Source organism: Kosmotoga sp. DU53, from assembly GCF_001639905.1.
Lineage (GTDB): Bacteria > Thermotogota > Thermotogae > Petrotogales > Kosmotogaceae > Kosmotoga > Kosmotoga olearia.
The window spans coordinates 60,021-85,439 of the sequence record NZ_JGCK01000073.1 but is presented as its reverse complement, the minus strand read 5'-3'; the positions used below and the strand labels follow the sequence as shown (position 1 = coordinate 85,439).

General features: G+C 40.6%; 27 protein-coding genes and 1 tRNA gene. 8 read left to right on the top strand and 20 right to left on the bottom strand.

The window, feature by feature from the left end; all coding sequences use genetic code 11:
• Window positions 1–2: 2 nt before the first annotated feature.
• Both DU53_RS10635 and DU53_RS10630 read right to left on the bottom strand, forming a co-directional pair.
• Window positions 3–692, bottom strand: a complete 690-nt coding sequence (locus DU53_RS10635; protein ID WP_063728612.1) for a tRNA1(Val) (adenine(37)-N6)-methyltransferase — start codon at window positions 690–692, stop codon at window positions 3–5.
• Window positions 664–2,613: a hypothetical protein gene (locus DU53_RS10630; RefSeq protein ID WP_063728611.1), complete on the bottom strand. Its 1,950-nt coding sequence runs from the start codon at window positions 2,611–2,613 to the stop codon at window positions 664–666. Before DU53_RS10630 ends, DU53_RS10635 begins: the two co-directional genes overlap by 29 nt.
• Window positions 2,614–2,780: 167 nt before the next feature.
• On the opposite strand from DU53_RS10630, the gene DU53_RS10625 reads away from it, so the two are divergent.
• From DU53_RS10625 to DU53_RS10615, 3 genes are all read left to right on the top strand, one after another.
• Complete coding sequence (locus DU53_RS10625) at window positions 2,781–3,725, top strand: hypothetical protein (protein WP_015869356.1); 945 nt, start codon at window positions 2,781–2,783, stop codon at window positions 3,723–3,725.
• Window positions 3,722–4,261, top strand: coding sequence for a dihydrofolate reductase family protein (locus tag DU53_RS10620; protein WP_015869355.1), 540 nt, complete (start codon window positions 3,722–3,724; stop codon window positions 4,259–4,261). The genes DU53_RS10625 and DU53_RS10620 overlap by 4 nt, the downstream gene beginning before the upstream one ends.
• A 36-nt stretch (window positions 4,262–4,297) precedes the next feature.
• Window positions 4,298–4,373, top strand: a tRNA-Gly gene (locus DU53_RS10615).
• 50 nt (window positions 4,374–4,423) lie between these two features.
• Here the strand turns inward: DU53_RS10615 and DU53_RS10610 are convergent.
• The 18 genes from DU53_RS10610 to DU53_RS10530 form a co-directional block, all read right to left on the bottom strand.
• Window positions 4,424–5,791, bottom strand: a complete 1,368-nt coding sequence (locus DU53_RS10610) for a GlmL-related ornithine degradation protein (protein ID WP_063728609.1) — start codon at window positions 5,789–5,791, stop codon at window positions 4,424–4,426.
• Window position 5,792: 1 nt separating this feature from the next.
• A complete protein-coding gene (locus DU53_RS10605) occupies window positions 5,793–6,254 on the bottom strand; it encodes a GatB/YqeY domain-containing protein (RefSeq protein WP_015869353.1) in 462 nt (153 codons plus the stop codon).
• Between the two features lie 11 nt (window positions 6,255–6,265).
• Window positions 6,266–7,780, bottom strand: a complete 1,515-nt coding sequence (gene lysS / locus DU53_RS10600) for a lysine--tRNA ligase (RefSeq protein ID WP_063728606.1) — start codon at window positions 7,778–7,780, stop codon at window positions 6,266–6,268.
• 14 nt (window positions 7,781–7,794) lie between these two features.
• On the bottom strand, window positions 7,795–8,271 hold the full coding sequence (greA, locus tag DU53_RS10595; RefSeq protein ID WP_015869351.1) for a transcription elongation factor GreA: 477 nt from the start codon (window positions 8,269–8,271) through the stop codon (window positions 7,795–7,797).
• Window position 8,272: 1 nt separating this feature from the next.
• A complete protein-coding gene (gene nrdR / locus DU53_RS10590) occupies window positions 8,273–8,749 on the bottom strand; it encodes a transcriptional regulator NrdR (RefSeq protein ID WP_015869350.1) in 477 nt (158 codons plus the stop codon).
• Window positions 8,730–9,674: a DNA-binding protein WhiA gene (gene whiA, locus DU53_RS10585; RefSeq protein ID WP_015869349.1), complete on the bottom strand. Its 945-nt coding sequence runs from the start codon at window positions 9,672–9,674 to the stop codon at window positions 8,730–8,732. Before whiA ends, nrdR begins: the two co-directional genes overlap by 20 nt.
• The gene (gene yvcK / locus DU53_RS10580; protein WP_063728605.1) at window positions 9,671–10,633 is read right to left on the bottom strand and encodes a gluconeogenesis factor YvcK family protein; all 963 of its coding nucleotides are present in this window, start codon (window positions 10,631–10,633) and stop codon (window positions 9,671–9,673) included. The genes whiA and yvcK overlap by 4 nt, the downstream gene beginning before the upstream one ends.
• Window positions 10,630–11,496 carry an RNase adapter RapZ gene (gene rapZ, locus DU53_RS10575; RefSeq protein ID WP_082853926.1) on the bottom strand — a complete coding sequence of 289 codons (867 nt, stop codon included), beginning with the start codon at window positions 11,494–11,496 and terminating at the stop codon, window positions 10,630–10,632. Before rapZ ends, yvcK begins: the two co-directional genes overlap by 4 nt.
• A 5-nt stretch (window positions 11,497–11,501) precedes the next feature.
• Window positions 11,502–12,035, bottom strand: a complete 534-nt coding sequence (locus DU53_RS13055) for a glutamate racemase (protein WP_235599822.1) — start codon at window positions 12,033–12,035, stop codon at window positions 11,502–11,504.
• Window positions 12,036–12,040: 5 nt separating this feature from the next.
• On the bottom strand, window positions 12,041–12,361 hold the full coding sequence (locus DU53_RS13050) for a glutamate racemase (protein ID WP_235599821.1): 321 nt from the start codon (window positions 12,359–12,361) through the stop codon (window positions 12,041–12,043).
• Window positions 12,318–12,605, bottom strand: coding sequence for a cell division protein ZapA (zapA, locus tag DU53_RS10565; RefSeq protein WP_015869345.1), 288 nt, complete (start codon window positions 12,603–12,605; stop codon window positions 12,318–12,320). Before zapA ends, DU53_RS13050 begins: the two co-directional genes overlap by 44 nt.
• Complete coding sequence (locus DU53_RS10560; protein WP_063728603.1) at window positions 12,602–12,856, bottom strand: hypothetical protein; 255 nt, start codon at window positions 12,854–12,856, stop codon at window positions 12,602–12,604. Before DU53_RS10560 ends, zapA begins: the two co-directional genes overlap by 4 nt.
• Before the next feature lie 95 nt (window positions 12,857–12,951).
• The gene (gene tpiA, locus DU53_RS10555; protein WP_063728704.1) at window positions 12,952–13,680 is read right to left on the bottom strand and encodes a triose-phosphate isomerase; all 729 of its coding nucleotides are present in this window, start codon (window positions 13,678–13,680) and stop codon (window positions 12,952–12,954) included.
• A 20-nt stretch (window positions 13,681–13,700) separates the two neighbouring features.
• Window positions 13,701–14,915: a phosphoglycerate kinase gene (gene pgk / locus DU53_RS10550; RefSeq protein ID WP_063728702.1), complete on the bottom strand. Its 1,215-nt coding sequence runs from the start codon at window positions 14,913–14,915 to the stop codon at window positions 13,701–13,703.
• Window positions 14,916–14,990: 75 nt separating this feature from the next.
• Window positions 14,991–15,986, bottom strand: a complete 996-nt coding sequence (gene gap, locus DU53_RS10545; RefSeq protein WP_015869341.1) for a type I glyceraldehyde-3-phosphate dehydrogenase — start codon at window positions 15,984–15,986, stop codon at window positions 14,991–14,993.
• Window positions 15,987–16,012: 26 nt separating this feature from the next.
• On the bottom strand, window positions 16,013–16,381 hold the full coding sequence (locus tag DU53_RS10540; protein WP_015869340.1) for a YbaB/EbfC family nucleoid-associated protein: 369 nt from the start codon (window positions 16,379–16,381) through the stop codon (window positions 16,013–16,015).
• Window positions 16,374–17,876: a DNA polymerase III subunit gamma/tau gene (gene dnaX / locus DU53_RS10535; RefSeq protein ID WP_041288743.1), complete on the bottom strand. Its 1,503-nt coding sequence runs from the start codon at window positions 17,874–17,876 to the stop codon at window positions 16,374–16,376. Before dnaX ends, DU53_RS10540 begins: the two co-directional genes overlap by 8 nt.
• 213 nt (window positions 17,877–18,089) lie before the next feature.
• Window positions 18,090–19,871, bottom strand: a complete 1,782-nt coding sequence (locus tag DU53_RS10530) for a M3 family oligoendopeptidase (protein ID WP_082853925.1) — start codon at window positions 19,869–19,871, stop codon at window positions 18,090–18,092.
• Between the two features lie 269 nt (window positions 19,872–20,140).
• On the opposite strand from DU53_RS10530, the gene DU53_RS10525 reads away from it, so the two are divergent.
• From DU53_RS10525 to DU53_RS10505, 5 genes are read left to right on the top strand one after another with little or no spacing between them, the layout of a single operon-like run.
• Complete coding sequence (locus DU53_RS10525) at window positions 20,141–21,565, top strand: hypothetical protein (RefSeq protein ID WP_063728598.1); 1,425 nt, start codon at window positions 20,141–20,143, stop codon at window positions 21,563–21,565.
• Window positions 21,537–22,841: a GGDEF domain-containing protein gene (locus DU53_RS10520; RefSeq protein WP_063728596.1), complete on the top strand. Its 1,305-nt coding sequence runs from the start codon at window positions 21,537–21,539 to the stop codon at window positions 22,839–22,841. The genes DU53_RS10525 and DU53_RS10520 overlap by 29 nt, the downstream gene beginning before the upstream one ends.
• On the top strand, window positions 22,834–23,604 hold the full coding sequence (locus tag DU53_RS10515) for a class I SAM-dependent methyltransferase (protein WP_063728594.1): 771 nt from the start codon (window positions 22,834–22,836) through the stop codon (window positions 23,602–23,604). The genes DU53_RS10520 and DU53_RS10515 overlap by 8 nt, the downstream gene beginning before the upstream one ends.
• Before the next feature lie 4 nt (window positions 23,605–23,608).
• Entirely contained in the window at window positions 23,609–24,244 is a 636-nt protein-coding gene (locus DU53_RS10510; protein ID WP_063728592.1) for a hypothetical protein, read from the top strand.
• 9 nt (window positions 24,245–24,253) lie between these two features.
• Window positions 24,254–25,417 (top strand): sugar MFS transporter, encoded by a 1,164-nt coding sequence (locus DU53_RS10505; RefSeq protein ID WP_063728590.1) that lies wholly within the window; start codon window positions 24,254–24,256, stop codon window positions 25,415–25,417.
• Window positions 25,418–25,419 lie beyond the last annotated feature (2 nt).

The following is a 25,419-nucleotide window of genomic DNA, read 5'->3' as shown; positions in this document are numbered from 1 at the left end:
TACTAGCTCCTCCCTTTTCTCAAAATAATTGGTGGTTCTACCACCACCTCGGAAGTTGAATTCTTTCTTCCTTTGACCAGAACAAGCTGTGATTGTTTGTTGGCTGTGCCAAACACAAATCTCAAACGGTGAACACCAAGGTTGTTCATTTCGAATGCACTTAGCCACCTGGTAAGGTCTCTAGGATGAAGAATGAAAAAGAACGCCCCTCTACTCTTCAGAAGTCTACCAGTTGCTTGAGCAAACTCCTTTATCCCTTCAATTGTAAGCCGCCTGGATGAATTTCTGCGCTGAGAAGGGCTTTCAATACCTTCATGGGCAAAATGAGGAGGATTAGAAACCACAACATCGAAACTTCCAGCAGGGAACTTTTCTACAGCCATGGCAGAGGATAGTTGCAGAAATTCTACTTTATCCATTACATTATTCACTCTTGCGTTTTTGTGCGCTATCTCTATTAATTCTTCATCAACATCTATTGCTGTAATCTCAACATCATACTTTCTAGCCAGGTATATGGAAATAGCCCCGGAACCAGTACCAAGCTCCAGTACTCTCTTTGTAGCTTTCGGCAGAACGCAATACCACGCAAGCAAAACCGTTGCATGATTGATACGTGCATCCTTCGAAGAATAATCAAAGGAAAGCCCTTCGAAAACACTGTCATCGAATTCTCTGAACACTTCTATCACCACTATTATAAATAACAATCTCCGAAGTATCATCAACAGATGTTTCTAAAGCACAACATTCACTGTTAACCACTATTATTCTTGAGAAAGACTCTACAACTGCTGGCACTTCATTGTCTGAAACTTCTACTCCTTCCAGATAAAGTTTCGACGCATTGCTCACGTGGATGTTACTCACCGACAAATTCCCGAATGAGAGATTTACCGAGCTTAGACTTCTAATCCACATAGTTTGTGTTTTAAACATCGCATCGAAAAATTGCACGATAGAATCTTGCACAGTTACTTCGGAGGCTTCAAGTGTACTGTTAACCACTGTACTCTTTTTGATATTCGAAAAATTGAGAGAATCGGTTTGGAGCTGAGAAGACAGAAGATAAAACTCTTGAATTGAGTCAAATGATATCTCGCCGCGTAAAGTAGAATTATATATCTGCACGCTTGAGGCTGAAATCTTCACGTTCCCCTGAATATTGCAATCATCCAGAACGATTATTGCAGCATCCCTGGCATCTATTGAAACATTCTTGAAATCAACACCACGTGCAATAAATATACCACCTCTTTCTACCTTTATCTCGCTGAACGCTGTATGGGAGGTAAAAGAAATCCTTCCTTTCCTGCCATCGACTTCCATTGTTCCCTTAACGAGAAGTTTTCCGCCACGGCTGAAAGTACACGTAACTGATGGCTCCACCCTCAGGAGTTTTCCTTCCCAGACTGCAACGTTTCCAAGAAAACGATATGTGTTGCCAGCACTGAAAAGCACATCATCCCCGTACAGCGAAAGAATATTTTCGCTGGTCAATCTTCTCACACTTTCTTTTTTTGCAAACACGGGAATTGACGGAAGATAACGAGCATCCGTTGCTAACGCTGTAATTCGATACAAATCTCCACCATCACTTATCCATTCCTTTTTTATCTTCATGAACCTTTGTTCACCTTTCAATCTCGTAAGAACCCTCCAGAGTCCCTGAGAAAAATGTTCCAATTCCAGTTCTTTGACATCACTTTGCCAGCTGGCCTTTCTGAAAGCTCCCCCTTCTTCAATGTAAAGTGTCGGAACCCTGGTCGAAAATTTCTTGACAACATGGATCTCGAATTTTGTTGTCGAAACATTTTTGCCATTATCCGTCACTTTTATATTCAAAATATGGTCCCCCGCTGGCAGAGTAAACAATGGTATCAGATATTTACCATCAAAAAGAAGCGGAAGACCATCGGCATTACTTTCAACTTTTATGTCTTCCGAATCATCCCAATCGTCAAAAACAACCATTGGAATTCGATCACCTGTGTATGGTGACGGCAGTTTTATTCTGACAGTGGGCGGTGTATCTTCACTCAAGTCAAGTAAAACTCTCTTCTTATCCGATTTCTCACCATTGGTACGTTGCACATAAAACCCCAGTTCCAATTTGTCCCCTTTGACCGGAGTGAATTCGAAAGTACCGTATTTACTTTCATAGGTTACCCCATTGAGTTCAACCACATAACTTTCAATCCCCAACTGCCTGGAACTAAGCTGCACTCTTAATTTCCCGTACAGAAGCGAATAGTTAAATTCTGGTGGCAAAAGTCGATTTTCATATGTTTCGACAACCAGTGTTTTTGGGGTCCCAATTAATTTTCCTCTTTTAACGACATAAAGATAAAGCGTGTGTGTGCCAGGTTCCGTAACTTTTACGGTAACCATGGAGCCCGAAAATCTAATACCATCGGATAGACTTTCAGGAAGAGTGTCGACAGAAAGGAGAAACTCCGATTTCTCAACCTGTTTTAGCTCCAAGCTCACATTGGAACCTTCGATAATAACATTCAGTATCTCTGGAATAGAAGAAACTTTATTATTACAAGCAGTAAGTACTAACAGGATGGTAAATACAGTAATTATTATGATAACGTTTTTTTCTTTCATAAATCCTCCCCAAAAAATTTTTTCTTACTCACTCGAAATCAGGATTCGGGATTCACAAATCATAAGCCACGTATCACATATCTTTTAACAATTATCATCATCATTTTTGACACCTTCACTGTTTCCGGGTTTTTCAAAGTCTGGTACAATTCTCTCGAGGTGATGCGATGAATACTCTTGCTATAACGATTATAATCATTTTCACATCAACATTCATAGCCGGGTATGTGAAATCCAAAATAAAAGACCGGTGCCTAAAAGATTTTAACAAATTTCCCATCATTGTTCTGTTGAAAAATGGAAAAACCATCTGGGGAAAGATGGAGCTCGAAAGTACAGGGATAATATTGAACTACCCACGCCCCCATGAAAACCCAATGCACAAAGAAAAGGCTTTTATTCTTTACAAACCGGAATATGCAACTCTTTTTGGTGTTTTCAGACCCATTTCGGATCTGGACGAAACTGAGAAAAAAGCAAGGGAACTGAAGAGCCTTGTTTTTAAATCCGGTCTTCTTGTGAGAATAAGACGAGGGATCAGGAATTTCTTTGCCGCAGTAAGAGATGCTGTTTTAGAAACCTTCAGTGTTTTTCTTGGAAGGGTCGCACCGAAAAGTTCAGTGTTATCCAGCAATCAAAAATACGTCAAAAAGATGGGAGAAAGCTTTGTTGATTACATTGGAAATTCCTATGACCCACTTCTGGAGAAACTCATTGGAAAAAAGATAGTCTATGAGGTTTTTAGAGATGATCAATGGAATGAGTACATTGGCATTCTTCGAAACTACACAAAAGATTTTCTAGAGATTATCTCTACAAAATTTCCTATGGAGCTCACCTTTACCTTACCTGTACCCGGATCAAAAACTGAGCACCTTTCCATTGTCATTTCAAACGACGGAGAGTTTGTAGAAATACTCAACGCCCGCAGTAATCCAATCAGTGTACTTTTTGAAGATAAAACGCATAAAATTAATCCATCTGATTTCATAAAATTCGAAAAAACAAAACTAAACGGATCGATAAAACTTCTTCTCGAAGAAGAGATGGACGTTATTTTCCCGCGTTCGGAAGCCATAGTTCGTCATATAGTGGCGGAGGAGAAAGAATGAAAATCAGTATTGTCGCTGTTAATTCAGTCAATGGTCTTATTTCAAGAGATTCCGATTACGATGTAGATTGGTCATCCCCGGATGACAGGAAGTTCTTCAAGAAAATTACTACATCCGCTGGAGTCGTGATTTTCGGAAGACGAACCTTCGAAACTATTGGTAAACCTCTGCCGAAAAGATTGAATGTCATTCTCACAAGAACTCCCGAGAAATTTCATTCAACTGAAAATCTTTTATTTACCAACGATGAACCTGAAATCCTGATCAGCAAGATTGGAAGACTTGGTTTCAAACATATAGTCATAGGTGGAGGAAGAGAGATATATACGCTTTTTTTGAAAAACAAACTCGTTACAGACATCTATCTTTCAATAGAACCTATAATACTAAAGGGAAAAGTAACTATGCTAAACGTCGAAGAACTTAACAACGACATAAGATTGGAACTAGAAGAACTCTTAAAACTCTCGAAGAATACATTGGTTGTTCATTATACAATCCCTGAAAATAGAGTAAGAGAGCTATTTTCACCTTGACAATGTGATATCCCGGGTGCTAAAATCTCTTTGTGTGCGGGTGTAGCTCAGTTGGTAGAGCATCAGCTTCCCAAGCTGAGGGTCGCGGGTTCGAGTCCCGTCGCCCGCTCCATAAAAGCAATAAAGGGAGCAAATGCTCCCTTTATTTGTTTTCTGTAAGATTTAACAATCATGAAACTCTATATCCTCTTTCAATAGCTCCCTGGCCACCGTCCTATCAACTGTTGAGATGACCCCCAAAGCCGCAAAAATATAGTGTTTATCACTGGCAACACGCACCTCGGGTCGCGGTAGCAGTTCTCTATTATAGCGTCTCGAAAGTGTGGAAACTGTTTTCATTACTTCCCAGCGGTATTTAGACCGTGTCAGCACCCCTCCGGTACCAACCAAAAGTTTTATTGCCGTTAAATCTTTTCCTTCGGCCACTTCAACACGGCCGAGGGGACCATACAACTGCCTGATCCTTCCCGCATGACGCCGGATTGAGGTTTCAAAACAGTATTTTGCCAGACGAGAAATGAACGTTTCCGTTCTTGAATTCTTCGGATATGGCGATATCTCCCTGATTATCTCTTCAAAATCGTTGAATTCTGTCATCAACGCGTCTTTTCCTATGTAATCAATCACATTCTTCGCATTAACAAAAACCCCTAGATCCCCTTCAACCGTACGCTTGGCAAGAGGTTCAGGAGCTATAAGAATCTTCTGGATCTCAGGATCTCCACTGGTATAGGAATCAACATCCGTTGTTGCACCGCCTATATCTACCACAAGGACATCTTCGTACTCCTCAGCCAGCAATTCGGTTGTGAGCATTACCGCCGCCGGCGTCGGGATAACATTTCTACCAACAATAGAATAGATTTTGTCCATTCCAGGACCTTTTACTATATGTTTCGCAAAGACATCCCTGATAATTTTCCTGGTTGGTTCAACGTTCAACTGGTCAATTCGTGGATAAACATTTTCTGTTACCAAAACTTCCTTTCCCGATGCTTCAAGAACCCTTTGGGCTTCCTCAGCGGCTGTAATATTGCCGGCATAAATAATCGGAACATTCAGCGGGAGTTTTGCGAGCATCTCCGCGTTGTGCAGAACAGTTTCCCTTTCTCCGTAATCGACTCCTCCAGCAAGTAGGATCAAACGCGGATCAATCTCCAGAACTTTTTCAAGATCATGCTCTGTCATCTTTCCGGCAGTAACGTATTTGATAACTGCCCCAGCACCAAGAGCAGCTTCCTTTGCAGCCTTAACGGTCATATCATAAACCAGCCCGTGCACCGTCATTTTCAAACCGCCAGCAGCACTGCTCGTAGCCAGCAGCAATTCGTAATCAAGTTTGCTTTCGTTAAGCCGGTGCTTCAAAACATCAATCGCTTTTTCGATTCCTATTGTTACGTCTCCTTCATTGACCGTTGTATAAAACTCGCCCTGACCCAAAAACTTCAACTTTCCAGAGCCGTCGGAAATAAACGCCGAGAGCACCGTTGTGGTGCTCCCGATTTCTGCTGTCAATATATCTACCTTCATATTACTTGCTTTCCAGAAGCTCCCTGACGATTCTGTTGACTGTTTTCCCGTTGGCCCTTCCTTTGACTTTTGGCATAATCTCTCTCATTATCTTCCCAAGGTCCGATGGACCTTTTGCACCAACAGAATCGATTGTTTTTAGGGCGAGTTCCCTTATCTCTTCTTCATTCATCATCTCTGGCAAAAATGCCTTTAAGATCTTAAGTTCCGCTTCCTCCTGTGCGGCAAGGTCGTCACGTTTTGCCTTCCTGTAAGCTTCTATTGATTCTTCTCTTTTCTTCGCTTCTTTCATTATGAGATCCAAAAGGACCTCATCGGTTATGCCTTTTTCACGTGCCTTCTCGGAAGACACAAGGTAATTTTTTGCAGCGGCTACCACAGCTCTCAAGGTATTCATCTTCACGGAATCCTTGTCTTTCATAGCCTGCTTTAGTTCAGCCTGTATCCTCTCATACAGAGTCATAAAATCCCTCCTCAGCTTTCCTCTTCCTCTGCATCGGTAACAATTTTCTCCTCTTCTTCAAAACTCAACGGCCTTACCAGCGGGAAGGGAATCACATCGCGTATGGTGGGAGAATCGGTAACGAACATGAGAATCCTGTCCCAACCAATCCCAAGACCTCCAGTTGGGGGCATGCCATATTCCAAAGCGCGTATGAAATCACGATCCATCATTTGTGCTTCGGCATCACCGGCTTCTCTTAATCCAGCCTGATGGAGGAATCTCCTGTACTGTTCGATTGGGTCATTGAGTTCACTAAAGGCGTTCGCACATTCCATGCCATTTATAATTAATTCAAACCTTTCTGTTACCCTCGGATCTTCTCTGTGGACCTTCGCAAGTGGAGAAATGATGACAGGATGTTCAACAACAAAGGTAGGTTGTACAATATCATCCTCAACAAGATCCCATAACTTTTCTATGAGATGGCCTCTTTCTTTGATCTCAGGAACACTGTTATGTTTCTCAAGAACCTCAATTAACCTTTCATCGGAATCTTCAAGTATATCAACTCCGAGCTTTTCTTTGATGAAATCAGCCATCTTGATACGCGGCCATGGTTTGGCAAAATCTATTTCCTTACCCTGATAAACGATCTTCGTGGAACCTGTGAGCTGCTCTACGACGGTGCTTATAAGATCCTCGGTAAGGTCCATAATATCGTTGTAGTCGGCATAAGCCTGATATAGTTCCATCATGACAAACTCCGGATGATGTTTATAAGACATTCCCTCGTTCCTGAAATTCTTTCCAATTTCATATATCTTCTCAAATCCGCCCACTAGATATCTTTTGAGATATAGCTCCTCAGCGATTCTCAGGTACATATCCGAATCAAAAACGTTGATATGGGTCACAAATGGTCTTGCGGAAGCTCCACCGGTGACAGAATGAAGGATCGGCGTTTCTACTTCTATAAAACCCCTTGCATTAAGAAACTCTCTAACACGTCTGAGGAGCTCGAATCTGATCTTGAATCTTTTAATGGCGTCATCGCTGGCAATCATTTCCACGTATCTCTGCCTATAAATTATTTCCTTGTCCTTTATTCCATGCCATTTTTCAGGCATCGTTCTTATAGCTTTGGACAGGAGCTTGAAATCCTTAACAAAAATAGACAGTTCACCTGTGTGGGTTTTAAACGGGAACCCTTTTACACCAACAAAATCTCCGATACTGACATATTTCTTGAAAAGTTTGAATGCTTCGTCGCCAACGGAATCTTTTCTGATATATGCTTGTATTCTTCCATCGCTATCCTTCAAGACAAAGAACGATGATTTACCATGATGCCTGAGAGCCATCACTCTTCCTGCAACTGAAATGGTTGTATCTTCTTTGGTTTCCGATGGCTGAAGCATATCATATTCTTTGCGGATATCACTGGTACTATGGGTCTTTTCGAAATGATGAGGATACGGTTCTATCCCCATGGAACGAAGTTCCTCTATCTCATTGAGTTTATGTTGTCTTATTTGTTCGTTCATTTGCCAACCTCCCACTACCTGCTGATGGTTATTATCTTGTACTTAATAATTCCAGAAGGTGTTCTTACAACAACTTCATCATCGACGCTTCTTTCTAAAACAGCCTTACCTATTGGTGAGTCAGCACTGATTTTGTTCTCGAATATATCGGCTTCCTGTGAGTTGACAATTCTTATCTCAATCTCTTCGTTTGTTTTTAAATTTCTCAGCCTGACCTTCGCGCCGAGTTTTACAACACTATTATCCCCATCATCCTCTATAATTTCGGCATTGTCAAGGATGTATTCCAGTTCTTTGATTCTGCTGTCTATCTTTCCTTGCTCGTTTTTTGCTTCATCATATTCACTATTCTCGCTGAGATCTCCCAATTCTCTTGCTTCTTTTATTCTTTCTGCAACCTCGTACATCAACTTCTTTCTCAGCGTATTCAATTCATTTTTCAGGTTTTCATAACCTTCTTTCGTAAGGTAAATCACATTCTTTTTAGACACCTTAATCCCTCCTGTCGCGCTTCTTCAGTTCGTCCTTTAGCTCCCTTATTATATCCATGAAATGGTCCAAATCTCTGAATTCTTTGTAAACTGATGCAAACCTGACGTACGCCACACGATCTTTTCTTTTCAATTTTTCCATAACCATCTCACCTATTTCCTTCGAGCTGATTTCAGCCTTGCCGGATCGCAAGACCTCCTGCTCGATCTCGCTTGACATGTTCTCTATTTCTTCTATGGAAACAGGTCTCTTTTCACAGGCTTTCAAAATACCATTCAAAACCTTATTTCTATCAAATCTTTCGCGTTGACCACCTTTTTTTACCACAAAAATCGGTTTTTGTTCAAAACGTTCGTAAGTTGTGAATCGTCCTCCACAATGCTCACACTCTCTTCGTCTACGAACAACATGACCGTCATCTGTGAGTCGTGTATCGATTACTCTCGTTTCTTCGCTGTTACAAAACGGGCATTTCATCTAATCCCCCCAGTGACTCCGCGATTTTGATTATCTTTTTGAACCTATTATAAACAGCCGACTTACTCATGGGAGGATCCATAAGTTCGCCAAGTTCGCGCAAACTCAAATCCTCATACTCTAACCTGAGTTCTGCAATTTTTCTCAGGTCTTCGGGCAATCTATCCAATCCAATCTTTTCTTCTATAAGCCGAATAGCTTTTACCTGCCTGGCCATCGCCTGACCGGATTTATTCGCGTTTGCAGTGAGAAAGTTCAGTGTCCTGCTAACATCACTTCGTATCTGGCGAACCTCCACAGCTTTCTGTAAAACAGCGACAACACGGAAAGCCCCCATAAGAGATAAAAGCTCGATGATGTCTCTAGAGCTTTTTAGGTAGAGCTTGAAATGATTTCTCACGGTAACTATCCCGGACTTTATGTTGAAAGCGCTCCATAGGTGCGCTTTCAATCTTTCGACAAACTCTCTCGTTGTATCGAGTATTACTTCGAGATGATACCCCTTAGAGGGATCTACAATGGAGCCGCCAGCTAGAAACAATCCCCTGACAAAGGCTCCAAAATACACGGGATCCTTTTTAACCAGAGGTGGTAGAGAATCACCGGTAATCGATATTTTTGCCATCTTTAAGAGCTTTTCTACATCCGAAAAACGATAGATTATTTCTCCGCCACGAACATGTTTGAATCTCAGGGTTTCCTTTACCTGCGTTTCAAAAAGAGAAAGGTCAAGAAACTTGCTCAACAGATAAAGGCGTTTCAGACTCGATATCGATCCCAAAGGTATGACCAGAAAGGTGTTGTTTGAACGTATCCTGAGTGCTCCTCTTGATTTTACGAAGCCGAAGAACTCAGCTTTAGCTTCGGCACTATCTTCCAAAGGAAGATGATACAATTCTTCTTTAACATTCTCAGAGAAACTCATTCTTGACATTCCTCCAGAAGTTTTAAATCCCTCGCTATAAACAAGATATCCTTCTGCGAGTGTCTTAGAACCTTCTTGCGTCTGTTATCAACAATCAATCTTTCCTCAACCCCAGGTAATTCTACGGTACGAGGGTCTTCTTTCATATCATTGATCACAGGGAAATACCCTTTCTCGATGTACCTTTTTAGGGTTTTTCCGGTAAATTTACTAACGTCAGTCCAGTATATCTTATCCAGTTTTATTCCTGAATACTTCTCAACAATTTCCACATGTTTTCTCAATGAAAAACCGTCCGTTTCACCAGGCTGGGTAACGAGATTAGCTATAAAAACCTTTGGAGCATTGGAACTCTGCAGGACCTTTTTAACTCCTTTTACCAGAAAATTTGGAACTATGCTCGTCAAAAGACTTCCCGGGCCGATAAAGATAGCATCCGCTGCTCCTATTGCCTCCAGAACTTGAGGCAATGCTTCAATCTCTGGATCCAGCATAAGTTCTATTATCTCTTTTCCATGTCTGGATACTTCTGTTTCTCCAACAACGTGTTCCCCATTTGCAAGCCTTCCAATTAGATGTACCAGACCATCGGCCACAGGCAATACGGTACCATTGATCTTTAACAAACGCGATGCTGCAGCAACGGCTTCGGGAAAACTTCCAAGCAATTCTGTTAATCCCGCAATTATTAGATTCCCCAGTGAATGGTTTTTCAGTTCAGGAGACCGAAACCTGAAAGAAAAAATCTTTGTTAAAAGTTCTTCATCATCTGCCAGTGCTATCAGATTGTTTCTTATATCTCCGGGTGGTGGAATTGATAAATCTCTTCTCAGTAACCCGGAGCTACCACCATCATCGGTTATTGTAACGATAAATGTCAAATTAAAGGGCAGCGATTTCAGTGCCCTGCCGACGGTACTGATCCCTGTTCCGCCACCTATAACAACTATGCGTTTCATATCAGAAGCTCCCTGTGGTTAAGTTTCAATTTTAGTTTTTTATCTTCTTTCAAAGCCTGATAGAGTTTCTGCGCGACATATACAGATCTATGCCTTCCACCAGTACAGCCTACGGCTATCTTCAACTGATTACGACCGGTTCTCAGAAATTGTTCTATGGTAATTTTACAAACGCCAAGCAAATTCTCGAAGTACTTTGAAAAACTTTCGAAAGACTCGATAAACTCCTCTATTTCTTTATCCAACCCTGTTAATCCTGATAGCTCTTTAATATAATACGGGTTGGGTAGAAATCTCACGTCAAAAACAAGATTCGCATCAAGTGGAATACCTGCACCAAAGCTGAAACTTTCAACAATCACCCGTATCGGAGGAAGTTCACTGTTAATTTTCTCCAATACCTGGAGGATACGGTTCCTCATCTCCTGTATTTCCATGTTGGAGGTATTTATCACAACATCAGACAATTTCATTAATTCCGAAAGCATTCCCCTTTCTACTTTTATCGCCTCTTCTAGGGGATATTGTTTTTGAAGAGGGTGTGCACGCCTGGTCTTGCGATACCTATAGACCAGAACATCGTCATCAGCATCAAGAAATATGAGTTTTGTGTTTATATCCTTCATGTTTCGCAATTTATCTATCAATTTTCCGATCTGACCAAACTTTGAAATGGAACGGACATCCATCACAATAGCAAGGCTATCTATCTTAGAATCTCTGAGCATCTCTACAAGTTCCATAAATACCGTTTGTGGAACGTTGTCAACGCAAAACAAGCCAAGATCTTCGAGAAAACTAAGCGCAGAAGACTTTCCGGCTCCGGACATACCGGTGATGATTATCAGATTTCTTGTTATCATTAAATTCACCTCGTCTGCCACAGAGCTTCTTCAAGCGAGGAAATATCTACATGTTTCACGCTGTCTATCTTTGCGTTATCAAATCCCATCATTTTCAAAGATTCAGTGAAAGACACAACCTCACCTGTAACATAAAACACCACGGTAGAATCAACATCGTTTTGCTGATTTTCAATCCATGCTTTAAACTCTCTGGCAACGTATTCAGCTGGATCAACAACCTTAACATCCTCTCCCAGATAGGTTTTTATGGGCTTCAAAAGGAAGGGATAGTGGGTGCAACCGAGTATCAGGTAATCCGGTGCGAACCTCTTGATTCCTCTCAGATAATACCTGACGATTGTCTCTGCAAGCGTTCCTTCCCATACCCCTTCCTCTACAAGTGGAACAAAGAGGGGACACGCCTTCTGGGATATTCGACATATGTTATCGCTTCCTATTAATTTCTTCAGGTAAAGGGAACGTTTGATTGTATTTCGCGTACCGATAATTGCCACCGAAGAATTGATAGGAAGATCATTCTTCAATGCTTCAGTCACAGGATCTATGATACTAAAAAAGGTACCTCGAGACTCTTTTTCTCCTCTTTTGAGAGAATAGAGTCAGAGGTATTGCAGGCCGTCACTATTGCCTCAACCGAAAGGCTTCGAAAGAAATCAAAAACCTGGTGCACATACTTTTTTATCTCGGAAGGTGGTTTGGAGCCGTACGGCACTCTCGCAGTATCGCCAAAATAATGAAATCTTACGCCGGTTGGCACGGATTTCATTAATTCTCGCAGAACCGTGATGCCCCCAATACCCGAATCGAAGATTCCAATATCAACCTTTCCTATCAACTCTTCCACGTCCTTTGTAATATTCATCGAGAACGCTATCGTATTTTTCCTTTAGCCTGCGTAATTCATTCTGTGTTTTCACAAGATCGTTGGTGACATTTACCAGAAGCGCCACAAGAATTCTTTCAAAGCCAGCTTTTTCAACTTCTTTTTCCAGCAAAGCATATTCCTGTTGAATTTCTTCAAACACTTTATCAACGATTTCGGGTGGTTCAGTTGTTAAAAACTGAAACTCTTTCTCACCCAGCTTTAAAACAACAGGTCTTTTCATTCAGTTTTTTCCTCCTGTTGTGAAAAATTCTGTCCGGAAAGGTTCTTACGAATTCTTTCTACCAGCGAACCGATGACTTCATTATCCGTCCGGATTTTTAGTTCAAGCTCACGAACCTTGCTTTCCAGCTCGTCTTTCTCTTTCTCAAGGGCCTCCAGCTGACTCCAGAGCTGCTCGTTCTCCTTTTTCAGTTTGTTGAATTCCTCAACCATTTTGTCAATTACAAGTTCAAGTTCTTCATGTAAGCTCATACTTTTCACCCCCTGTGAAGAATTATAGCATTTTCATCATCTACAGACAGAAAAGCCGTCCACTGAGGACGGCTTCAAAAGAAAATCCATTTTTCCTATACGTAACGCTTCGCGATTTCAACTAATTCTATAAAACTTTCTTTGAGACTCGCGCCGCCCACGAGCCCTCCATCCACGTTCTTAAGGCGTATAAGTGCATCAAAATTCTCGGGTTTTATACTACCGCCATAAAGTATTCGTACATTTTCAGCAGTTTCCATACCGTAAAGCTCCCCGAGCAGCGATCTTATGAAAGCCATTGCTTCTTCCGCCTGTTCCGGGGTGGCCACAACACCTGTTCCAATTGCCCATACTGGTTCATATGCTATTACTGTATTAACAACATCCTCTTTCTCTAAACCAAAAAGTCCAAGCCTTACCTGACGTTCAAGTACATTTTTAGTAAGTCCCTTTTCACGTTCTTCCAATGTTTCACCAACACAAAAAACAGGCCTCAAACCCGCGGATAATACCGCTTTTACCTTTTCATTGATGAACTCATCACTTTCTCCAAATATATGTCTGCGCTCAGAATGACCAACAAGAACATATTCTACATTGAGATCTTTAACCATCAGCAACGAGGTCTCTCCTGTGAAAGCTCCCTTTTCTTTCGGGTGAACATTCTGAACTCCCACGCCAATATTGGTGTCTTTTAGTACATCAACAACAAAGGGTATATCTATTGCCGGTGGGAAAACGACAATATCCACAACCGTTTCTTTTCCAATCTTTGAAGCTAGCAAACCGGCAAAAAGTTTAGCTTCCGTGGGGGATTTGTTCATCTTCCAGTTACCAGCAACCATCACCCGTCGTTTTTTTTTTCATCAGCGTCTGCAATACTGGCTATGCCAGGAAGTTCCTTACCTTCCAGCATTTCCAGGGAAGCTCCACCACCGGTAGAAACATGGCTGACCTTATCTGCAAGATTGAATTTATTTATCGCAGCCGCGCTATCGCCTCCGCCAACGATGGTTGTTGCGTCTTCCAGCTCTGCGAGAGCTTTTGCGATCTCTTCCGTTCCTTTGGCAAAATCATCAATTTCAAAGACACCCATGGGCCCATTCCACACAACCGTTTTTGCACCTTTGAGTTTACTCTTAAAGAGTTCTATCGTCTCAGGGCCTATGTCCAGGCCTTTCCAACCTTCGGGAATACCATCATCAATTCTCACAACTTTGCTCTCAGCACCGGCTTCGATTTCCTTCGCTATGACAGTATCAATCGGTAAAACGAACTCTACACCACGTTTGCTAGCTTCTTCCATAATCTCCTTGGCCAGTTCGAGCTTATCTTCCTCAACAAGTGAATCGCCAACCTGTTTTCCAAGTGCCTTCAGGAATGTGAACATCATGGCACCACCGATCAATATTCTGTCAGCCTTCTTCAACAGGTTGGTGATAACACCTATCTTATCTGAAACCTTCGCTCCTCCAAGTATAACCACATAAGGGTGTTCCGGATTGGCAACGGCTTTGCCAAGCATCGCGATTTCCTTTTCCATTAAAAAACCAGCAACACTTGTCAAGTATTGTGCAACACCAACGTTTGAAGCATGCGCCCTATGAGCGGTACCGAAAGCGTCGTTCACATGAATATCGGCAAGAGAAGCCAATTTTTTTGCGAATTCCGGATCATTTTTCTTTTCTTCGGGGTAGAAACGAACATTTTCTAGTAAGACAACTTCCCCTTCTTTCATAGCCTCTATAACCTTCTTTGCACCTTCACCGATGCAGTCATCTACAAAGCTAACGGTTCTTCCAAGGAGTTGTTCCAATCTCTTAGCCACCGGTTTTAAACTATATTTTGGATCCTTCTTGCCTTTTGGGCGTCCAAGGTGAGATACGAGAATGGCTTTTCCACCATTTTCAAGAACATATTTTATTGTTGGCAATGCGGCCTTTATGCGTGTATCATCGGCAACTTCACCGGTTTCTTTATCTATAGGAACATTGAAGTCAACCCGCAACAGTACCTTTTTATCCTTCAGATCCACATCCTTTACTGTAAGTTTCTTCAGCATTTCTATCCCTCCCTTAACGTAAATCTGTCAAAAAGGGCCCCAGCATTCAGGGGCCCCGGTTTATATTTAAGCTCAAAGCATTGCCTCGAGCTTTTCGACCAGATCAACAACTCTGCAGCTGTAACCGTATTCGTTATCGTACCAGGATGCGATTTTTACCAGATTTCCTTTGACCATTGTAAGTGTTGCGTCGAAGATTCCAGAGAATGAAGTTCCAACAATATCACCACTCACAATAGGTTCTTCGTTATATCCAAGGATACCCTTCAGATAGGTTTCACTTGCTTCTTTCATAACGGCGTTAACTTCATCAACAGTTGTTTCTTTCTCAACAACAACCGTAAGGTCAGTTATTGAACCATCAGGAACAGGAACCCTGATAGCCATACCATCGAGTTTCCCCTTGAGTTCGGGAATAACTACTCCAACGGCTTTGGCAGCGCCAGTTGTTGTTGGAATTGTGTTTGCAGCGGCAGCTCTTGCTCTTCTGAGATCCTTATGCGGAAGATCAAGAATTCTCTGATCGTTCGTATATGCATGAACCGTTGTGAGGAATCCACTCAAAACCTTGAATTTTTCATGAAGAACCTTTATAACCGGTGCAATGGAATTCGTTGTACAGGAGGCATTCGAGATCACCTGATGTTCAGGCTTCAGAACTTCGTCGTTGACACCAAGAACCACTGTAGCATCAACTTCGCCCTTAGCGGGAGCTGTTATAATGACTTTTTTGGCACCGGCTTCGATATGTGGCATGGCCTTTTCTTTGTTTCTAAAGACACCCGTTGATTCAATAACAATGTCAACTCCAAGATCCTTCCAGGGAAGATTACCGGGATTCTTTTCAGCAAAGATCTTGATCTCTTTTCCATTGACTACTATCGCTGAATCTTTTGCTTCCACTGTTCCATCAAATTTGCCGTGAACACTATCGTATTTGAGCAGGTGTGCCAGTGTCTTTGCGTCTGTAAGGTCGTTGATTGCTACAACATCAAAGTTTCCGCGCTTTACCATCTCTCTGAACACCAATCTCCCAATTCTTCCAAAACCGTTAATCGCGACTTTCATCTTTAGCACCTCCTAAAATAAGCTTGTTAGAGCATTTTATCCGGTAAATTCAGCATAGAACTTATTTTTCCTGATTCTTCTTCTCTTTTCTTTCCCACTTCTTCAAGAGCTTCGTTAACACCCGCAATGATCAGATCCTGGAGCACCTCAAAATCTTCATCTTTGAGGTCTTCATCGATTTCTATAGATTTTATACGATAATCGCATGTTGCTGTGACAAGAACAGCCCCACCACCGACAGATGCTGTAACCTCCATTGTTTTAAAACTTTCCTCCAGTTTTTGCATCTCTTCCTGAGCTTTTTGAGCTTGCTTTAAGAGTTCAGAGATGTTTCCAGCCTTTTTTGAGGAACCACCAAAATTTCTTCCGCCAAGTCCTCTGAATTTCTTAGCCATTACCCTCCTCCTCTATTTCAATTTTTACATCCTTTGCATCAAGACCCTCAAAGAGTGTCAGAATTCTTTTCACGTACGCCTTTTCATCTGGATTCAGTTTTTTCAATATGTCACTCGATTCTACAATATCATTGTCGTTTATCTTCGCTGGTTTTCCCAGTCGCATCTTCATCAATTCGGAAATCGTTTCAATATGTTCTTTTGCCAGTTCCCGGGCAAAAAGATCGTTGAGAGCAAAAGATAAAGCAAAGACATCATCTTCCTCTTTAATTGTGGCAAGGTTCAAGAGAACCCAGATCAGCACATGTCCTTCTTCATAGATAGTTTCAAAAAATTCTTTGAATTTACTATCGACTTTTTCAGATTTCTTCGAAACATCTATGTCAGTCGTAATGGGCTCCACCTCTTTTTCTTCATTACTTTTCTTAACCTCTTCTTTTACAACCGCATTCACTGCTTTAGCGGGTTCAACAGAAACTGAGGGGACATTCATAGCGGCCAGGGTGGTTAAACTAAGAACCTCAAAAGTGAGTTTTTTGTTTTCTGAATATCTCATTTCTCTATTTACTTCCCATAGCTTTTCTATGAGTTTCACACCGCGTTCAAATTCAAGTTCGCGCCTGCTAATCATATCTTTTGTAAGCTCGATAGATTGCCGAATTACCGAGTCATGAGAATATCCAAGACGCTCAATATTCTCAGACAACGCAATGATTTCATCACTATCTCCATTAAGAATTGCGACAAGATAACTTTTGAGATATTCTTCAGGTAGAATTCCCAGAATGTTTTTAACATTATCTTCTTCTATCTTCTCGCCAAACACAAGAGCACGTTCCAAAAGATTAACAGCGTCTCGCATACCACCTTTTGCCGCTTTCGCGATGATTTTGAGCGCTTCAACAGTATATGTTTTCTTTTCTTCTTTCAGGATCCTCTGAAGATATTCTACTATCTGACCCTCTGAAAGAGGTTTGAAAGTAAACACCTGACACCTTGAAAGAATCGTTTCGGGAACCTTCTCAAGATTTGTCGTAGCCAAGATAAACACAATGTGTTCTGGCGGTTCTTCCAGAGTCTTGAGCAGGGCATTGAAAGCTTCCCTTGTAAGCATGTGAAATTCATCCACGATGTAAACTTTGTAATGTCCCATGGTGGGTCTATAAGACGCTGCGTCCCTGATCTTTCGAATTTCATCGATACCTCTATACGAAGCCGCATCGATCTCGATAACGTCCATGTGGGAATTATTGTCTACAGCAATGCAGGATTCACATTTTCCACAAGGTTTATCGTCATGTGAAAGACAGTTGAGAGCCTTCGCAAGGATTCTCGCAGTGGTTGTTTTCCCTGTACCCCTCGGACCAAAAAAGATATAAGCATGAGCGATACTCTGATTCTCAATCGCTTTTTTTAGTACAATCTTTACTTGATCCTGACCAACTATTTCTTCGAACTTTTTCGGTCTGTATTTTCTATAAAGAACTTCAGCCATAAAAATCACCAACCCTCAAAATTATACCAAATTGCCGCGAAATTGTCCGATATCTTCGTAAAGTTCCCCTTTCCAGTTATTTGTGAAATTATTAACTAACTTCCCCCGCAACTATTAGTCCCGAAATATTGTTAGCAGACCCAAAGTAATATAGGTCACTATAAAAACACAAACTCAGGATCTTATAAAAAATGGTGGGCATTATGCCCACCATTAGGATACTAGATCTTGAAGCTCTTTTAAGAAACGACGGTTGATAAAATCAAATCCTTTCTGCCAGAACGCTGGATCGGAAAGATCAACTCCTACTTTTTCAAGCAACCTCTCGGGTTTATCAGAACCTCCACTGGAAAGAAGTTCTAGATATTTTTTCTTGAAGGGTTCTCCTTCCTCAAGATATTTTTCATAAAGCGCCACGACCATAAGTTGAGCGAAATCATACGCATAACAATAGAACGGAGTGTGGAACATATGTGGAATTCCCGCCCACTCGTAACCGCTGAAATCAAAATAATCGATGGAATCGCCGAACATATTTTTGAGTTCTTCGAAATAAATGCTGGAGAGTTCATCAAATGTTTGGTACTGCTTTTCTATTTTTTCGTGGGCTTTAAGCTCAAATCTGGTGAACATGTTCTGACGATTCATCGTGGCAAACATCCCTTCTAGCTGTGAAGCGATAAAAGCTATTTTCTCATCCTTGTTTGTCATATTATTGAGGATATAGTCAATCATCAACATTTCAGAGAAAACAGATGCTACCTCTGCCATAGTCAACGGTGTATGATAATTGAGAAGATTTTGTGTTTGAGAGAGAACTCCATGCAATCCATGCCCTAACTCGTGGGCAAGAGTCAACACATCGTCTTGTTTTCCTGTAAAATTCACCATCACATACGGATGAACGTTTGGACCTACGTAATAACAAAAGGCACCGGAACGTTTGTTAGGAAGGACAGGAGCGTGTATGTATTCACCTTCGAAGAATTCCCTTATGATCTCCTCGACTTTCGGATCAAATTCTCCCATCACCTTCAAAACTAGATCCTTTGCTTCCTTCCAGGTGTAGTTCTTCTCGGTGGTTTCAAGGGGGGCATAAATATCACTGTGCTTCAGTTTATCCTTCTTCATTATCTTTGCTTTAAGGCGATAATATGCATGTACAAGCTTATTGTTTTCTGTTGTAACCTCAATGAGAGATTTGACTACTTCATCTGAAATTTCATTTCCAACGTTTCGTGGACTTATGGGAGAAGGGTATTTCCTCTTCTTTGATTCCACGACCCAGTCTTTAACTATGGAGTTATATATATTGGTAAGAACTATCTCGTTTTCCTTTAATTTGGTAAGGAGAACCTCGAAGGCTTTCTTTCTTATCTCCGGGTCAGGATGCCTTTTCAAAGTATCCACTTCGCTACGGGTAAAAAGCTTTTTCTCGCCGTCTATTTCTATTTCATATCTAAAGGAACTTGTAAACTCGGTATAGAGCTTCACAAAAGCTTCTCTACCAGTAAGGTTCTTGATGTTTATCAGCTTTTCTTCAGCTTCCGACAGAAAGTACTTTCTTGCTTCACGCTGCTTTTGAACAAAATGGGCATAATCTTTCAATTGAGGCATTTTGAACTGTTTTTCGAAGAGTTCATTTGGCATCCTGGCTAATTCGAGTTTCAGAGAAACAAGGTTGTTCTCAACTTCTGAAGCAACATCCTGAATCTTGGAGAAAAGCTTGTTCGCTTCGGGGTTAGAGGTATCCTCGGAAAGAAAAAGATAAGCGTACATCATCATTTTTCCGGTGATTTCGTAAATTTTCTCAACATCAGTAAAAAGCTCAGCGAATTCTTCGGTTGAAAGTTCATTAATCCTTCCCTCAAATTTTCTGGAAATCCTTTGTGAATGTTTTTTTACATACTCGATATCCTCAGCCAGTTCAGCAGCTTCTGGGCCCTTATAAAGCTTACTGAGATCCCATTTTACATCGTTTACATCCATTGTCATGCGCACCTCCAATTGGGTTTTCTCACAATTCTTTAAAATAAATGTCTGAAATTATGCTATAATATTCTATCATGAATAAATATTCCTTTTTCTGATGTGTTTGATTAGAAACCACCATCACGACTGCAAAAGAACACAAATAGCGTGAATCATCGATCATGAAAGATTTCTTGAAAAGATAATTTAATGGTAAAATTAATTTATCAAGAACTGGCAGAATCAAATTCGAGTAGATTGTTATGCAACGTAACTAGTAAAGGGGCGTTGCTATGAATGAAGGGATCGTGTTTTCAAAGAAAGTATCTCCACTAGGAAAAAAATTCACAAAAAACGAACTGCTCTCATCTTGCAAGGTCTTGGGCATGAATTCAAATGAAGCCACCAGAGGCCTATCTATTATGTTGCGTGAAGGAATTTTAGAAACCCATGACGGATTGTACTCTTTCAAAGATCGCTCTTTTTGGAAAAAAATCTACAACTCGTTAAACGTAAACCAGGATACGCATTTGCAACTTGCATTATTGCGGGAATTAGAAGAGGGGATTCTCTTCCATTATAAAGAAAGCGGTTTGAGTAGCGATAAATTTATATTCTTTTTGTTGTGGAAATCGAGGGAAGACATACACCGTGGTACAAACTACCAACGTCTTCTGCTAAGAAAAAATATCATAAAAAAGCTTTCAAAAAGAAAGCTATGGGCATTGGACAGTATTGAACTTTATCTACAGGACAGAACTGAAAAACCTTCTCCGTTGAATCAAGAAACGATTCTAAAGTGGATTGATGGAAGTTACCACGTCAACCCATTTGATTTCATAAGGGTGCTTCAAAAAAACTATCCACCTGACAAAATCAAAAACATAATTAAGCAAAAATTGCAAAGCAGCAAACATCTGAGCGATTATGAACGTATGGTTTTGAAGTATTTTATCCTCGAATCCGAATGCGAAATATCATCGGATGAAGAAAATTTGAAAAAACTATCCGATTTCGCCGATTCCCTTTCTCCAAACACTCATGGAATAGCCAGAGTAAAAGCTTCAGCTTACAATATAGTAGCAACCTATTTCATTTCTAATCGAAACTCTAAAAAGCTCAAAGAATATCTCCACAAAGCCATAGAAATAGCTGAGAAATTCGAACTGAAATTTTTGCTCCCAAGGCTTTACAACAACCTCAGCATTTATTACGATGCCATAGCCCCGAACTTTGCACAGGAGATACAGGAGAAAGCAATGAAACTTGCAAAGAACAACGAAGATCTTTTTACTTCAGCATTCATAGGAATAAATCTGGCACAAAGCTACTTCTTCTATGGAAAACAAAAAGAGTTTCAAGAGATACTTTCCGAACTAACCGAAATTACCAAAAAAATAGAAAATCCGGAAATTCTTGTAAGATATAAACACTTAAAAATGCTTGTAGCTGTTTATAACGATGATTATGATGGCTTCGAAAAGCTGAAAATTGAAGTGTTGGAGGATCTGAAAACCTTTTCCGAACCAATGTATAGCAGCCTGCTAAGTAGGACCATGTTGTTCGAATTTCTCATAAAGGTTATATGGGGAGATTTTCAAAATATAGAAAAAGAAATTGAAAGCCTGAGAAAAATGAAAAAACATTTGAATCACAATGAATTACTTTTTTTGGTAGATCACTCAGGCTTTGTTAGAAGACGAAAAACGGGGTTATGATGTTTTCAGAAGCAAAATAAAAGAAATGAAGCTCTACATTGAGGAGACACTTCAAACAACCGCTTTTTTTGTGGACAAAGAGAATTACGAAGATTTTGTCAAAGAATGCAAAGAAAGAATACGAATAGTTTCTAAGCTTGTTTCACATGTATCTTTAGCTCAAATATACTACGCACTAGCTATTGCTTCAAAAAGAATAGGAAAACTTTTCCTCGCTAAGCAGTATTTTAAGAAAGCCTCTATTTATTTCACACTTCAAGGAATAAATACAAAAGCACGGGAAATAAAAAATAAACATCTGCATGAGGACGTCTTTATTGATTCTGTCTTGGTTCTAGAAAAACTATTTTCCGATACCAACAAGAAATCTCAGATACCTATCAATCAAGAAAATTATCACGAGGTTCTCTGGACACTCAACAGCTTTATAAGTTTGATGGCCGCTTTTGGAGAATGTAATAGTCTTGAAGAGATAATGAACGTCTTTTCGGAATTCATACAGAATCACTTTCCGATTACATCCGTCAGAACAAAGTTTGATTGGCTGGAAAACATGACGAAGGAAATTGGAAGTGATAAAATACCACCTATGGAATCGAGATATTCGCAGTATCCATTTTATGTATCGTACGAATTCGATATAGATTTCGAGGCTAATGCCAGGATTGAAATATACAATCCCTACAACAAAGCATCTATGAAAGAGATCGAAAAGTTCAATAGGCTGATGGGATACCTGGAGCCTTTGCTTACACTTGTCTTCCGTAACTATATGAGATATACGATGGCAACGAAAGATGCTCTCACAGGTCTTTACACCAGGTGGTACTTCGAATCACGCCTTGAAGAGGAATTTGCTCGTTCAAGGCGTTTCGGCGAAGAATTCTCAGTCATAATGTGTGACCTGGATAACTTCAAAGTAGTCAACGATTCGCATGGCCACATCGTTGGAGACGAAATTCTGAAGAAAATCGCTAAAATACTTTTAAAAGGCGCAAGAGAGATGGACATAGTGGGTAGATATGGTGGTGAAGAATTTATAATCCTTCTTCCATACGCGAAACACCGGGATGCTGTCAGAGTAGCAGAAAGGCTTAAGGAACTTATTGAGGCAAACAAGGAATCACTGAAAAATGTCACTGCCAGCTTTGGTGTGGCCTCCTACCCGGCGCCAGACATTAATAATGCCGCAGATCTTTTATTCTGTGCTGACCAGCGTTGTTATTTAGCCAAAAAACTTGGAAAAAATCGCGTTGTGGGTGGATCAAATGAATGAATCCTGGGAATATTATGATGATGTAGCCAGCAGATATGATTATATGTACGAAGAACCTTACTGGGTCTTATACCACGAAATTGTCAGGAAACTCATTAACGAACATCAAGTAAACGGAAAAATCCTTGACCTCGGCACTGGAACCGGAAGATGGGCTATTGAACTAGCTTCTGAAGGAATGGAAATCATAGCTGTAGACCCTGCGGAAAGAATGCTGAAAGTAGCAAAAGAAAAAGCAGAACTTTACGGTATAAACATAAACTTTATGAAAGCTTCAGGTGAATCTCTTCCTTTTGAACCTGATACGTTCGACTTTGTTCTTGCTATGGGTGATGTTTTGTCTTATGCCAAATCTCCAGAGAAAGTTCTGGAAGAAATCAAAAGGGTTCTAAAAAATAGAGGCAAACTATTAGCGACTGTTGATAACGCTTATGCCTTTTTACATGATTTTATCTCCCAGGGAGAGACTTACAATGCTCGGCGGTTCATTGAACGAGAACGAAAGGTTCCAATAGGTGATAGCAGCGTAAGTGAAAAGCACTTCTATACTCGTCCATACTTTCCAGAAGATATAGAGAAATTAGTCAAGAATGCTTCAATGCAATTAATTGATATAGCTGCGCTTGTGGTTTTTGCACCTTATTCAGAGGAGAAATTGGCGCGAAATCTTGATAGAATAGTACAATGGGAACTTGAGTTTTCCCGAAGGAAAGAGCTTTTTGGTCGTGCTGAACACCTTTTTTTCTGCGCACGAAAGGAGTAAAAGAATGGCAAAAAAAAGCGTTTCACTGGCAACCTTTTTAGGTATGTTTATTATCATAGCTGCAATTGTAGCTTTCATACTTTCGCTGGCCGCTTTAAAAACTGCAGAAGAACTTAGAATAAAAATCGATGAGTTAAATAAGCAACTCAATAGCTCATACTCTGAGTTCACTACACGAGTAGAAAATGAGGTTGATTCCTTAAAATCAATTATTACCGGTGGTGGATTGGTAGAAAAATTCATTATTGCCAGTGAATTTCTGGAAAGCTTCGAAAATGACCTGGATGCTCTTTTTACCGAACTCCAAAAAACACCGGATAGACCATACTTTAGAATATTCGTAACCGGGAAAGATGATGTCTGGATTGGTTTCAAAAAGAATAAAAATGAAACAAAATACACTTATCAGAAAATCTTCTCTCCAGGTTTATCACAGGAAAAATTTTTCTATTTCAAACCACCGGAACTTGAAACAAAATACACAATCACTCTTTCAAAAGATGCATATATAAGAGTCGCTAACCCCAACTCTGTTTATTTGATTTTTTACGGTTTCAACAGCGGAAAACTGGTAAAAATGCCTTCTGCTGAGGTTATAAATCTTTCAGAAGAATTCGACCTTTATATCCCCGGACAATAAAAAGTAAACATGAGAGAAAAAAACTTATTTACGCTAGCAGCTTCTGGAGGATTCTTTTCTTTTGGCTTCACTGCGATAGCCCTTGGAAGCGTTTTACCGGCAATTGAAATCTTCTTTGGTATAGATCATCAAATGGCAGGACTTTTACTTTCCCTGCCATCAATTTTTTTCATAATAGCCGCTATTTTGAGCATAAAATTGACGCCGAGATTTGGCCCGTTTAAAATGCTCATGATCGCTATTTTAACCAACACCTTTGGCTATCTTCTTATAGGACTTTCACCAACGTTTATCCTGCTCTTAATCGCAAGTTTTATCACTACATTCGGTAACAGTCTCATAGAAGTCAACGCTGGTGTTGGTGTGGCAGCCCTATTTAAAAAACGTACCGGCAGTGTGTTGAACGTGCTCCATTCACTCTTTTCACTTGGTGCGGTTATATCACCATTTGTTGTTGCCCTTACCTTAAAGAATGTGAAAAATTGGAATATCCCATTTTTCATCGGAGCAGCAATAACAGCTTTCACATTGTTCCTATCATTTCCAACAATCAAAATACCGTTTCTCTACTCGGAAAACCGTGAAACAAGAAATCCAAATAGCATTACAGATAAAAAAGAACGGACACTGTACTGGCTCGTCCTATCCGGCGTTTTTCTTTATGTAGGTTATGAAGTTGGTTTTTCTTCATGGGTTGCCGCGTACCTCTTTGATGTCAGAGACGTATCGTTAAGGTTCTCCAGTATTTTTCCTGCCTTACTCTGGATGGGCCTTCTTGCCGGTCGTTTGGTAGCCGGTATCACCGTTGAAAAACTCGGCTACAGTCGTAGCCTTTTATTGCTGTCGTCTTTTTCATGCATTACCTTTGTTGCAATGCTCCTGACAAAAGCTCCGATAATACTCGGTCTTTTCACCTTCCTTATAGGACTTGGATTCTCTGCTATGTTTCCAACACTTCAAGCGATACTAATCTCGCAAAGGCCAGAGAGATCTAGTTTCAATGTGAGCACCTTCAGTATAGCAGCGTCCCTCGGAGCCGCTGCGTCGAGTTATATGGTAGGTTTTGCTGGAAAACATTTTGGATTGGAAAAAGGAATACTAATCGTCCTCATGCTAATAGTTGCGGAGATATTCGTTACCCTGTTAATTCATCTCCAAATTCAAAAAAGCTGAAC